Origin of the sequence: Mesoplasma florum L1 (assembly GCF_000008305.1) — a bacterium.
GTDB lineage: Bacteria > Bacillota_I > Bacilli_A > Mycoplasmatales > Mycoplasmataceae > Mesoplasma > Mesoplasma florum.
Genome location: NC_006055.1, coordinates 335,176 through 348,655, shown reverse-complemented (window position 1 = coordinate 348,655; position 13,480 = coordinate 335,176). Strand labels below are relative to the sequence as shown.

Annotated in this window: 14 protein-coding genes; all 14 read right to left on the bottom strand. The window is 23.5% G+C overall.

What is annotated here, in order from left to right; all coding sequences use genetic code 4:
• The 14 genes from MFL_RS01590 to MFL_RS01525 all read right to left on the bottom strand — a co-directional run bounded on the left by MFL_RS01590 (position 1) and on the right by MFL_RS01525 (position 13,462).
• Entirely contained in the window at positions 1-717 is a 717-nt protein-coding gene (locus MFL_RS01590; protein WP_011183200.1) for an RsmE family RNA methyltransferase, read from the bottom strand.
• Entirely contained in the window at positions 710-1,429 is a 720-nt protein-coding gene (locus MFL_RS01585) for a hypothetical protein (protein WP_011183199.1), read from the bottom strand. Before MFL_RS01585 ends, MFL_RS01590 begins: the two co-directional genes overlap by 8 nt.
• Before the next feature lie 18 nt (positions 1,430-1,447).
• Positions 1,448-2,233: a hypothetical protein gene (locus tag MFL_RS01580; protein ID WP_011183198.1), complete on the bottom strand. Its 786-nt coding sequence runs from the start codon at positions 2,231-2,233 to the stop codon at positions 1,448-1,450.
• A 24-nt stretch (positions 2,234-2,257) separates the two neighbouring features.
• Positions 2,258-3,166, bottom strand: a complete 909-nt coding sequence (locus tag MFL_RS01575; protein ID WP_011183197.1) for a hypothetical protein — start codon at positions 3,164-3,166, stop codon at positions 2,258-2,260.
• Positions 3,166-3,822, bottom strand: a complete 657-nt coding sequence (locus tag MFL_RS03630) for a J domain-containing protein (protein ID WP_011183196.1) — start codon at positions 3,820-3,822, stop codon at positions 3,166-3,168. The genes MFL_RS01575 and MFL_RS03630 overlap by 1 nt, the downstream gene beginning before the upstream one ends.
• Before the next feature lie 31 nt (positions 3,823-3,853).
• Entirely contained in the window at positions 3,854-5,743 is a 1,890-nt protein-coding gene (locus MFL_RS01565; RefSeq protein WP_011183195.1) for a DUF2075 domain-containing protein, read from the bottom strand.
• Positions 5,744-5,870: 127 nt separating this feature from the next.
• On the bottom strand, positions 5,871-6,425 hold the full coding sequence (locus MFL_RS01560) for a hypothetical protein (RefSeq protein ID WP_011183194.1): 555 nt from the start codon (positions 6,423-6,425) through the stop codon (positions 5,871-5,873).
• Positions 6,426-6,427: 2 nt separating this feature from the next.
• Entirely contained in the window at positions 6,428-7,879 is a 1,452-nt protein-coding gene (locus tag MFL_RS01555; protein WP_011183193.1) for an AAA family ATPase, read from the bottom strand.
• 13 nt (positions 7,880-7,892) lie between these two features.
• The gene (gene infB / locus MFL_RS01550; RefSeq protein ID WP_011183192.1) at positions 7,893-9,782 is read right to left on the bottom strand and encodes a translation initiation factor IF-2; all 1,890 of its coding nucleotides are present in this window, start codon (positions 9,780-9,782) and stop codon (positions 7,893-7,895) included.
• A gap of 18 nt (positions 9,783-9,800) precedes the next feature.
• Positions 9,801-10,100, bottom strand: a complete 300-nt coding sequence (locus MFL_RS01545; RefSeq protein WP_011183191.1) for a L7Ae/L30e/S12e/Gadd45 family ribosomal protein — start codon at positions 10,098-10,100, stop codon at positions 9,801-9,803.
• Positions 10,087-10,350 (bottom strand): RNase P modulator RnpM, encoded by a 264-nt coding sequence (gene rnpM / locus MFL_RS01540; protein ID WP_164919781.1) that lies wholly within the window; start codon positions 10,348-10,350, stop codon positions 10,087-10,089. Before rnpM ends, MFL_RS01545 begins: the two co-directional genes overlap by 14 nt.
• Positions 10,337-11,752, bottom strand: a complete 1,416-nt coding sequence (gene nusA, locus MFL_RS01535; RefSeq protein WP_011183189.1) for a transcription termination factor NusA — start codon at positions 11,750-11,752, stop codon at positions 10,337-10,339. The genes rnpM and nusA overlap by 14 nt, the downstream gene beginning before the upstream one ends.
• A 9-nt stretch (positions 11,753-11,761) precedes the next feature.
• On the bottom strand, positions 11,762-12,256 hold the full coding sequence (gene rimP, locus MFL_RS01530) for a ribosome maturation factor RimP (protein ID WP_011183188.1): 495 nt from the start codon (positions 12,254-12,256) through the stop codon (positions 11,762-11,764).
• An 87-nt stretch (positions 12,257-12,343) separates the two neighbouring features.
• Positions 12,344-13,462: an AbiH family protein gene (locus tag MFL_RS01525; RefSeq protein ID WP_011183187.1), complete on the bottom strand. Its 1,119-nt coding sequence runs from the start codon at positions 13,460-13,462 to the stop codon at positions 12,344-12,346.
• Between the last annotated feature and the right edge of the window lie 18 nt (positions 13,463-13,480).

The following is a 13,480-nucleotide window of genomic DNA, read 5'->3' as shown; positions in this document are numbered from 1 at the left end:
TTATTTATTTTCATAAATTAAACTACTTAATACATAAGTTGGTGCTGTTTCAGCTCTTAATATATTAGTTCCTAGACTAACATTCTTAAAACCTATTTCGTGCAGAATTTTAATTTCACTAACTTCAATTCCACCTTCACACCCAATAATGAAACTAATTGAATTAAAGTCTTGTGTTAAATATGTTTTAAGTTCAATATTTTTTTCTTTTTCTCAAGCCACAAGATTTAAATCACATAAATTGTTTTTTAAATCTTTTAGATTAGTTATTAAATTATTAACAACAGGGATTGTTGTCCTTTTTGCTTGTTTAGCAGCTGTGTCACAAATTGCTTGTCATCTTTGCAGTTTTTGATCAATCTTTTTTTCATCAATTTTAACTACATTTCTCTTAAAAATAACTGGTATTATTTCATCAACTCCAAGTTCTGTTGATTTTTGTAATAAATAATCTCATTTTTGTTCTCTTAAAACTCCAGCTATTAAAACTTTTTTAACATTGCTTATTGTTGTTTCTACTTTATTAATAATTTCAACAATTACATTATTTTCAATAGTTAAATCAATAATTTTAGTTTGATAAACTTCTTTTTCATAAACACACTCAATAATTTCATCATTTTTAAGTTTTACAACATTTTTTATATGATGTACATCGTTATTATTAATAATAAAAAAATTATTATCTTTTTTAATTTCAACAAAATATCTAAACATTTATCTCACCTTTAATGATTGATTTAAAAATATCATATTTTTCTTTATCTGGTTTAAAATCTTTTAATAATGTATTCTTAGGATCTTTTTTATAATAATCATTTAAGAAATTGTATCTTTTAGGGTCTTTTAGTCTAGTTAAAGCTATTTCTCTTTCATTTAAATATTCTTTAACTTCTTTATCTCATAAATTTTGATACATCTTCTTTTGATCTTCTACTGTTTTAAAATTAATAGTATTTAAAACATTCAAATTATTAGTATATTGTTTTTTACGATTATCAGTTAAAATAAAAAGTTTTTTCTTAAGTTTTCTAATTGCTATTAATTTATTCTTTGATAGCAATTTTTGAATTACTAAATCTAAATATTTTTGATCTATTTCATATGTTTTTAATCTTTTTTCTTTAACTATTTCAAAGTTTTCTAATTTAATTAGTTTTTTTATAGCTTTAATTTTATATTTTTCTTTTATTGGTAGTAACTCAACATCTTTAATAATAGAACTTACTCATTGTTTAGTAAACATCACAAATTTATATGCTTGTCTTGCTTTAGAGCCAAGAGAAACAAAATAAAGATTTGTTTTGTCAAAACCAGTTTTCACAACTTTTTGCAAAATATCTTTAATAACGTATTTTTGAATTTTTAAATCTCTATACTTAATTTCTTGTTCTGACATTTTTATTTTGTCATTCACTCTATTGCTCATGATAGTTTTTCCCTTCTTTTATTTATTTAAAATAACTACTATTTCAGATAAGTTCTTTTTAGTTAAAATATTGTTTTTAAATTCTTTAATTTTAGCCTTTTCATCGATTTCTTTTAAGAAAGCCTCAAATAATAAATACACTTCAAATAATGAAATTTGTTCATTAATATTGTTAATACGATTATTTAATCTTTTTACTATTTTTTGTGAATTAATCTCTTTTTCATTTTTTAATAGTTCAATTGTTTTAGTATTTAAGTTTATATCATTAATTGCCTTATTTAAACTTGTATTACCTGTTATTACATATTTGATATCTTTTCTAAGCGCATCATTTTTCATATCACCTTCAGTTTGTGTTATGTTTGTTATCTTTTTATAAAATGCTCCTAAAAATGGAGAAACTATTACTAAAGCAGCAGAAATTAAACTTAATAAATCTAGTGCAATACTATTATCTGTATCAGTTACAAATAAAAATACTATTGTTGCAATAGTTACAAATACTAATATAAAAAATGATGTATAAAATATTAAAAAGTTATGAATATAATTTCTTTTTTCTATGTATGACTTAAATATTAAATTTTCTTTAATTGTATTATTAAATTTCTTTATAATAACTTTTCTTCTAATTACAAATACTAAATTATGTAATACAAATAATATATATCCAACTCCAGCTGTTAAAAAGATTAATCATGATCATTTAAATGATAGTATAACCATTGCTAATATGATTAATGCTTCAAAACCTAATAAAAAACCTATTGATAATTTTAATTTTCTTATTTTACTTTTCATTATTCTTTTCCTTTTATTTTAATTTTATATTTTTGCATATTTTAAAAAGTTTTTAAATATAATTTTATTTTTTCTTATGTAAGTTAAAAAAGTTTCAATTGTTTCATCAAAATAATTATCTGTGAATTTTATAAATTTCAAATTAATATCTATTTGAAATTCAAGTCATTCTTTTTTATTTTTATAAATTGCTGTTTCTTTGCCTTTTATTTTAATGTATTCATCTAAAACTTGAATTTCATTTCTTGTTTTTTTGAAATCATCAACAGTAACTATATTCAGAATTAATAAGTTTTTTTTATTATTGTGAATTATTCTAATTTCCTTATCATCGTCTATAGCTTTTGAAATTTTTAATCTTAAAGAATTCCAAGAACTAAAATCAAACTTATTTCAAAGTTTAAATATAGGTAATATAAGTTGACTAAGACTTAAAAATGAAATAGACAATTTTGAAATAAAAGTATTTAAATCTGCAAATATTAGTGTAAAAATAATTAATAAAATTGGAAAAATATAGCAAATTACTAAACCAAAAAATGATATAATAAATAAATTATTTTCTTCAAAATTAGATTTAACTTTTTTTAATTTTAATCAACTATTATACTTATTAATTAATTCCTTTTCTCCATTTCTAAAAAAGGAATAAGCTTTTATTTTTTTATTAAAGTTTTTATAAAATATAGTACTTTTTGTAACTAAAGCAATTTTAATACTTTCAATTAAAAATAATGTAAATAAAGATAAGCACAAAGTTGAAACTAATAAAATTAATAAAAAATCTTTTTCTTCTTTAAATAATAAAGAAAAATATTGTAAATTAAATTTAATTTCAATTAAAATCGAAAAAAGAAAAATTACTATTCAGATTGATCAAATAATAATTAATAATAGACTAAATTTTAATATTTTTTTTATTGTACTTTTCATTATTCTTTTCCTCTTAATATATTATATGCTTTATTTATCAATTTCATCATTTCTTCTGCTTCAGGGTCTTTGTTATTATCTGGATGATACTTCTTAGCTAATGCTTTATAAGCTTGTTTTATTTGCATGTCTGAAGCATTTAAACTAATTCCTAGTATTTCATAAGGTCAGAAGTCAACGTTTGAATTAGAGCCTAATATATTTTTACGTGAAAAGTCTTCAAACTTATTTTTGTTTTCAGAAAAATTGATTTCAATTGATTCAAAATCAATTTCATATTTGTTTAATATAAATTGTTTTCATTTTTTAATAGTTAAAATGTAATTTTCATTTAATTTGTAAATGATTTCATTCATTAACTGTTCAAGCTTTTTTAAATCAATTTCTTTGAAGCTTTCATCAATTAATTCTATTTTGTTTTCAATAATATCTTGATTCATTAAAACTTTTAGTTTAAATTCGTTATATAAATTTGATGAAAAATCAGTATCCGTGAATTGATTAATATTGTTTTTGATATTTTGTATTTCAAATGATAACTTATTAATTAAATTAATAGTTTTATTTGAAAAGCGTTCATAAAGAAAAAGCAACTCTACTTTAAGTTGCTCTTGTATTTTTAATTTATTAATAAAATTAGTCTTATCTTTTAACATTTAAAAACCTCTTATTATTAATTTTACTACTTTATTTAATTAATTCATTTAGTTTATTTGATATATATGTTCCAAGTTTTTTATCACAACAATAAACAAAACAACCTTTTGTAGCTCTTGTTAATAAAACTCTATAAGTATTTTTTATAATTTTATCTGCTATCTCATGTTTTTCCATTTGACTTAATTTTCCGATTCCTTTTAGACTAGTATCAGTTTTGGCTTTTTTTGAATAATCGACAGTTACTTTATTATTTCTATAAATCATGTCGGGCCCTATAATAACACCAATGTATTCTTTTTCCAAACCTTGTGATGTATGTATGCAACCTGCTTGAGATATAGAATCTTTATTGAACATATAATATTTATCATTTGCAAGATTTCATTTTATTTCAAAGTTATTTATTTTAATATCATTTTTTTCAGTATTTTTTTTAGAAACTCAGTTTCAGCAATAACCTGCTAATAATCTTGCATTATTTTTAGTATTTTTTTCTAACAATTCTTGATACATTTTTTCTATATTATCAAAGACTTTAAAATTGAAATTATTTGTAAAGTTTAATACGTTTTTGTTTTCATCATATAGAATGTTATCGACAAAATCAATATAATCATCGGCTCCAGATGATCTAAATTGAGACTTTAAAGGTTCCAATAGTAATATGTTCTCACTTAAAATGCCTTCTTTTAAAGCACATCTTTTTATTTCTTTTATTGTTCCAATATCCTGCGTTGTAACTATTTGTTTTTCATCAACAAAAAATATAGAAACTTTAGACTCACAAATTATTTCTTGAATTTGATTGTTATATCCTTTTCCTTTAGGCGTTCACTGATGTCTCTCAATTAATCTATGTGCTTCATCAACAACCGTGCAATCAAAATTATCTTTTGTTAGATTGGAAAATTTGGCACTACCATAGAAGATATTGTCTATTCTTGCTCTTGAATATGTTTTTTCAACGTCATTTTCAAGAATTATTTTTTTATATCCATTTCTTAAACTTTCATTTTTGGAAACATATATTGAATTTAAACCTTTTTGAATACAAGCAGAAAGAATTCTTAAAGCTATAACAGTTTTACCTGTTCCAGGTCCTCCAGGGATTATTATTACCTTTTTGTCCTTTGTTTTTCTATATTCATCAATTATCTGAATGCATTTTTCATATGATGTTCTTTGTTCATCAATCAATGTAAAAACATCTTTTCCATCGATAATTTCCTTTAAAAAATCTTGAATTGACTTTCCTGGTGATATAGGACTTTCATCAATTTTTTGAATAAGTTCACATTTGTCTCCTGAAGTTATATTTTTTTTAATAAAGTTTCTAAATTTTTCAATTTCACCTTTTAAAAAAACTGGGCTTTTTTCAAAAAATATTTTATATTGATCAGCTAATATATCAGGTGCCTTATCCAATTTATAGTTATGTAAATAAGCACAACTTTCAATTTTGATTTTTTTATCATTTTGAATAATTTTTGTAAAATCTTTTAAAAGAGTTGAATAAGAAAAAGCTTGATATGAAGGATGAACAGTTTCTCTAATATTCCCTGCTATAAAAGTCTCAACTACTGTATTACTATTTTCTACTTTTTTACATTCTTGTCATTGTTTCAACTCAACTATTATTATTTTTTTAAAATCTTTATTTTTTCCACTTATAATAAAATCTATTCTTTTAGATGTTCTAGAAATATTATATTCTAAAGCAATACCTGAGTCGCTTGGTATATTTTGATCATACAAAACTATTGCCATTTCTTTAAGTGAATTATTTCAACTATTTAGTTCAGCGATGTTTGTTTTTCTCTTTAAAAGACTATCTACTTTTTCTTGCAATATTTCTACTATAAGCCCTTGTTCTACATCTTTAATAAACCCTGATTTAATATTTTTATAAATTATCATTTTAAAGCTCTCCTTTTTAAATTAATTTACATTTAAAAAATAATTAAGTTAAGTAAGCTATTTGAATTTTTTAAAATTTAATTTAACCAATTTATTTGTCAATATAATCTCTTATATAAAACATATTTTATTTAATAAGTAAATTAATATCAAATTCCTTATCTTCTCAATAACATTTACATATAACTTCGGGAGAAAAAAATTTATCTGGAAAATATTGTAAATATTTTGAATTAACTTTTTTTGCAAAATCTTTATCCCTTGTCATAATATATTTAACATCAAAATAGTAGCTAACATATATCATGTGTGGATCAGCTGGCATTCTTGTTGCAACCGAATTTGGATCATCTTTTCTTCCGTCTCATTTATCACTAAGAACAAATTTATAAATTAATTCATCAATTGCTTGGTCATTTCTTATTTCAATTTTTATAGCTTCAGAAGTTGCTGATATTAACATTAATAACTCTAATAAATTTTGTTTTTTGCCTTTATATTCTTCTCCCGTTAATTCGTTTAACATTTTTTTGCCTGCTATAATTAACTTAAAATTTTTGCCTTTTTTAAAAAAAGTCAAAAGTTGATTTTTAGAATAGTCAGAAATAACAGGTTTTTCTCTTACAGTTAAAATATCGATCATCAAATTAGTATCGACTATTATATTTTTTATTTCTTTCATTATTAACTAAGATTCTTTATATTTTCATCAACAAAAAATTTAAGAAAATTATCTATTTTACCGTCAAATTCACCAAATTCATTAAACTTTATACTTTCTATAATAGTTTTTTTTGAAGTATTTTTAAAAAATGTAATTCTTGAATTATCATCACAAAGTTTATTATTTTTAATTTCATTTCTAAATCTATTTATCATGTATAAAGAATGAGTTTCAATAAAAAATTGTTTTTTTAATAAAATTTTGTTATTTTTAAAAGTTGATTTCTGACTATAATTATTGATGTAGTCTGAGATAAAAGTTCCAAATTCTGCTTGTGCTCTTGGATGTAAATGAACTTCAGGTTGTTCTATGAAAATTTTGTCATTTCTTTTTTCTAAAATTGCAAAAAGTATCGGAATAATTTGTGAAATTCCTGTCCCAGAAATTGAAATTGGTATATTTTGTTTATTGTATTTTTTATATGATAATTTATATGCTTCACTTGAAAACTCTTTAGCTTTAATTTTTGCTATATCTAAATTTTCTAGCATTTTTGACTTTTTCAAAAATTTAGAAATTATTCTTAAATCACTATTGTTTACATTTAATTTTCTAACAAATTGAAGTTTTTCTTCTTTATCAATTTCATTTTTAAAATAGATATCTTTTAAAATAGGTCTTAATGGGTCTATATATTTAGTTTTTTTTGTTCCAAAAATTCTTGATAATCCATGAACTTCTTTAATTTTTGTGGAATTTTCCTTTTTTATTAGCTGATAAATGTCAAATAATATATCTATTCGAAATTCAACACTTTTATTTGAATTATTTAATATTCTAGTTAAAAAATTAATAGAATAGAAATAAAAATCCTTTTTTGATTTAGTATTTTTTTGATTTACATCAAAATTTATTGATTTTTTTATTTCAAAATCTAAATTTAGCAAGTTTTTTATTTTTAATTTTTTTATTATATTTTTATATTCAATTAAAGATAAATATTTTATGCTTATATCTAATTGTTTTATTACAGGTCTATAGTCTTTAAATTCATAATCAATATCAAATTTTACAAATTCAAATTTTTTTTGTTCATTATTGTTAAAATCTTCGTCAAAAAAAGGCACTATTAAAGTTTTTATTAAAGGATAATCAAAATTATTAATCGAATCTATTTTTAAATATTCAAAATTCTCTATTATCTCATTTTTTTCTTTCTGTTTTTCACTTTCAAAGTTTACTTTATATAATACTTCTAATGGTTCTTTAATATTGTATTTTAAATTTTCAATTTGTTCACTGTATAAAAAAGTATTTTGAAAATTCAAATGACTATTTTGCATTAATGCCTCAATCAATTTTAGAGTAGAACTTTTACCAGTGTTATTATCTCCTATAAAAAAATTTATTTCACCAAAATTCATTATTGCTTTTTCAATTGATCTAAAATTATTTATTTCAATTTTTTTCATATGCTAAATTCCCCTATTTCTTAACTTCTTCTTCCTTATATCCTTCAACAATATCGCCTTCTTTGATATCATTAAAGTTTTTGATTGTTAATCCACCTTCTGAGTTGATTTTAGCTTCTTTAATATCATCTTTTAAATGTTTTAAAGTTGCTAATTCTCCAGTATAAATAACAATACCATTTCTAATAATGCGAACTTTAGATTTACGTTCAATGCTTCCATCAGTAATATGGAACCCACCAATTGTTCCGATGTCAGAGTGTTTGAATGTTGCTCTAATTTCAGCTGATCCAGTAACTACTTCTTTGTATTCTGGATCTAACATCCCTTTAGCTGCATCTTCTAATTCTTCAATTACTTTATAAATAATATTATGTAAACGAATTTCAATACCTTCTTCTTCAGCTTTTTTACGTACAACTGCATCTGGTCTTACATTAAATCCATAGATTAATACAATTCCATCAGTTACAGTTGAAGCTAAAGTAACATCACTTAATGTAATAGTTCCAACAGATGCTCTAATAATATTTAATTTAACACCAGGTATGTCAATTTTAGTTAAACTTCCTTTAAGTGCTTCAACTGAACCTTGAGTATCAGCTTTAACAATTAAGTTAATTGCTTTTAACTCACCATCATCAATATGTTTTTTAATTGAATCTAAACTAAAGATTTGGTTTGATTGACGTTCAGCTGCTAATTTCTTTTCAGCTTGTGCTTCAGCAATAGTTCTAGCCATTTTTTCATCATTCATAACAATGAATTTATCTCCAGCACTTGGAACTTCATTTAATCCATAAACAACAACTGGTTTACTTGGTCCTGCTTTTAATACTTTTTTATTAGTTTCGTCTTCCATATGTTTAATATTTCCATATGTAGTTCCAGCGATAATCATATCTCTAATATCTAAAGTACCTTCTTTAACAAGAATAGAAGCAACTGGTCCTTTTGCTTTATCTAAGTGAGCTTCAATAACAACCCCTTTAGCTAATTTATTTGGATTTGCTTTATAATCTTGCATTTCAGCAATTAATAAAATAGTTTCTTCTAATTGGTCTAAACCAATCTTTTGTTTAGCACTACCTTGAACAAATGGAATATCTCCACCATATTCTTCAGCTACTATTTCATATTTCATTAATTCAGCTTTAACACGTTCAGGATCTGCTCCTGGTTTATCACATTTATTAATAAATACAATAATTGGTACATTTGCTAATTTAGCATGATCAATTGCTTCTTCTGTTTGAGGCATAACCCCATCATCAGCAGCAACAATTAAAATAACAATATCAGTTACATTTGCCCCACGACTACGCATTTCTGAAAATGCCTCGTGACCTGGAGTATCAATAAATGTTATTTTTTTACCATCTTTGTTTTTAACTTGGTAAGCTCCAATTGCTTGAGTAATTCCCCCAGCTTCTCCACCAACAACATTAGTGTTTTTGATAGAGTCTAATAAAGTAGTTTTACCATGGTCAACGTGACCCATAATTGTTACAATTGGTGCTCTATGTTCTAAATCTTCTGGTTTATCTTCTTCACTAGCATCTAATGCTTCAAAGAAGTTTTCTTTAGTTAAAGATTCTTCTTTTCTAAAGTCAAAACCAAACTCTAAAGCAAGTTCAGCCATTTGTTCTTCTGATAACACAACATTTTGATTTAACATTAGTCCTTGTGCAAAGAAATATTTAAGTATTTCAGCAACACTTTTCCCAATTTGGTTAGCAAAATCAGCAATGCTTAAAGCTTCAGTATAAACAAACACCCCATCAATGATTCCAGTTGCAACTGTTTCATTTAATTGTTGTTTAATTTGTTTAGCATGTTGTTTAGACATTTCTTTTTTGTTTACTTGTTGTGGTTTTTTATTTGTTTTTATATTTTTAGCCATGTAAAAATCCCCTTTCTTCTATAAATTGTTTTTAATTAATTTAATAATATTAATATCATTAACACCAATCGCTACAATTGTGGTAGATCCACACGCTTGTGAAATTTCATCAACAGTTAATACATCATCAATAAATTCAATATTATAAAATTTACATTTATCACTGAATTTCTTTTTTTGACTAGCACCCATATCTGTTGATAAGATAACAAATTTTACTTTGTTTCTTTTAATTGAATCTAATAATTTTTCACCTTTAATTAATTTAGCAGAGTTATAAGCTAATCCAATAGCATTTAATAATTTAGTTTTGTTCATTAAATAACTTTTCTAATTCATCATAAATACTTAAATCAACTTTTGTTTTTAATCCTCTGCTTAAAAGGTTTTTTTGTTTAGCGATTTTAACTGAGTTTAAGTCATTTTTAACATAAACTCCACGTCCATCTGCTTTATAAGTTAAATCAATAAAAATTTCATTGTTTTTATTTAAAACAACTCTAATTAATGCTGATTTATCTAACATTTCTTTACTAACGACATCTTTTCTTAGATTATTCTTGATCATATAAATCTTCGTATTCGTCTTCTTCAAAATCTTCTTCATCTTCATCATTTAAAATATCATTAAATGATTCTAGTTCAGATTGAATTGACTCTAAATCTTTATTTTCTTGAACAACTGCATTTGTTTCTTCAATTAATTCTTCAACTTGGTTGTATTCTTCCTCAACTTCAGCTTGGAAACTCATTAATTCTTCTTCATTATTTGCTTGTGCATTTCTAAATGAATTTTTGTGGTATTCTGGTTTAACTGTTTGAGAGTTGATTTTACGTTTGTTTACTTCGTTAATAAAGTCTGGGTTGTTTACTTCTTCTTCTGTAATGTTTCCATTTCATAAAACATCCATGTTGTCAGTAATAGCATTTTCTAAGCTGTAAATGTTAATACGACGTTTTAATAAGTTAGCAACTAATTTAGCAGCCATTCCACCTTTACCAATAGCTAATGATAATTGTTGATTAGGAACTACTATATCAAATTCACCTTCAACTTCATTTACAGAAATAACCTTAACAGGTGCCATTGCGTTAATAATAAATGGAATGATTTCATCATCTCATTTAACAACATCAATTTTTTCTCCTCTTAATTCTTTTGAAATGTTATTGATTCTTGAACCTTTAACTCCAACAATAGCTCCAATTGGTTCTACATCTTCATCATGTGATAAAACAGCAATTTTTGCACGTTTACCTGGTTCTCTTGAAACTGACATTACTTCAACTAATCCTTGAGCAACTTCACTTACTTCTTTTTCAACTAATTTAGCTAAAAATTTAGGTGCTACTCTTGAAACAACTAATTGTGAGTATTTATTTTCTCTAGCAACTTCTTCTAATAAAACATCAACTAATTCGTTAACAACAAATTCTTCTCTGTTGATTGTTTTTTGGTTTCATAATGAAGTATGTACTCCATCAATATCTAAAATGTATGAAGTTCCTTGATCGTTCATTCCAACGATTTTACCTCTAACAATTTCACCTTCTAATTGAATAAATTTTTCATAAATCATAGCTCTTTCAGTAGCTCTAATTTTTTGTTGGAAGATTTGTCTTACTTGTCCAACAGCTACTCTTGAGAATTCTTCATCAAAATCAATTGGTTTGTATACTTTATCTCCAACTTTTGCTTCTTTATTGATTTTTAAAGCATCTTCTAAAACAATTTCTAATCAATCATCTTCGATTTCATCATCTGTTGCTACTACCATTAATTCTTGAAACAAGTTGATTGATCCTGTTTGTTCATTAATTTCAGTTTTAACTACAGCTTCTGTATCAAAAAATCTTTCATAAGCCTTTTGGAATCCTTCTTTAATTCCTTCAATAGCAACTTCTTTGCTAATGCTTTTTTCACTTTCTAATGAAGCTAATGCTTCTAATATTTGTGCTCCGTTTACCATATTTTCTCCTTAAAATTTAACTGCATATCTTGCAAACTTTACTTGTTCATATTTAAAGTCAACTTTTTTCTTTTGACCTTTTAAAAAGTAGGTGATTCTAAATGTATCTTTATTTACATCAAAATCTAATAAAATACCTTCTATTTCACTACTTGTGTTTTTTTCTTGATTTAATTCAACATGAATATAACTGTTAACAGCTTTGACTAATTCATCTTTACTTCTGATTGGTTTTTCAATTCCAGCACTAGCTACTTCTAACATATAAGGTTCACTTAATCCTGGGAAGTTTTCTAAAGCATCAGATAATTTTTCATTACTTGAAATAATTGAGTCAAAGTCTAAAGCTTTGTTTGGTTCAGTTATATCTTCAACTAAGATTTGCAAAACATCACTTTCAAAATCAAAGAAATTATTTATTTCATATATTTGCAAGTTGTATTCCTTCAAAATTGATTCAGCAATCTTTTGGATTTCATCTTTAATAGATGCAAAATTTTTCACTTAAAATCTCCTTTCAAATCAATAAGAAAGCAAGACCACTAAGTCTTGCTGTTTCGTATTGTTAATTATATTATAGCAAAGAAAAAATTATTTATTAAGTCATTTTTCGCTTTTTATTACGTATAAAGAAAAACCATCACTATCAAATATGTAATCATAAAAACGTTGAATATAATTATTTTGATTTATTGGACTATCATATAATCAATATCCATCAAAAATACCTTGTTTATTAAATCTATGATAAATGAAGTTTTCATTTCTGTAAAAATTGTGAAAAATTTCCTTTTTTTGTTTAATTTTTTGTTGATAAGTATATTTCTCAGAAGTCATTTCAAAAAAACTTTCAAAATCATCTCAAAATTTTTGAAAATTTTTGTTTTCTTCATTAGAATAAAAAAAGTAATTAACCAATATTTTAACATTAGTAAACTCATTTCATTTCATTTTAAGATTTGAAATAGTTTCAAAAACAGATTGATCTTCATCAAACGAAAAACCAAATATATCTATTTCAATTATATTTTCTTTGTTGTCTACTAATATATCTTTTAATTCATTTACAATAAAAACAGAATCTTCTTTTTCATCCAATCCGCCAATAATTATATTATTTTCTTTTAAACTACCATGAATATGCTTTATATCATTTCTATTTGAAATTTGATCCACAAAATCTGTATAATTAAAAGAAATAATTTTATCATATTTTTCTAATCTTCATTTAATACTTTGTTTTGTTAAATTATTAAGATTATTTAAATTGTAATTTTGATATATATTTTGTAGAACTTTTTCAAAAAAAGTTTTGCAAATTTTTTTAACATATTTTTTGTCTATTTTTACAGGATCTTTACAATATCTTGAGTAAACATATAAGTATTCATAAAATGGACGAGAAAAATTTTCTAAACCTATTTTATCATTACCATTGGTCATATTAAAATTGAATTTATCGTAATTATTTAAAAAAAATAAGTTTAGTTTATAAATTATTTCAGTTTCTTGTTTTTTTAAATCTTCATCATTAGCTTCATCAATAATTTCAATTATCGATTGTTCAAAAAAATTTTGAATTTGATTTTTTGTACTTTTATTTTTCAAAAAAATAATATCATTTAGATTATTTACTTCAAATTCCTTTACACCAATACTTAAATCAAATCCATTTCCAACTAATAAAACTCTTTTTAAATTACGCTGCATTTTTATTTTCCTTTTCTA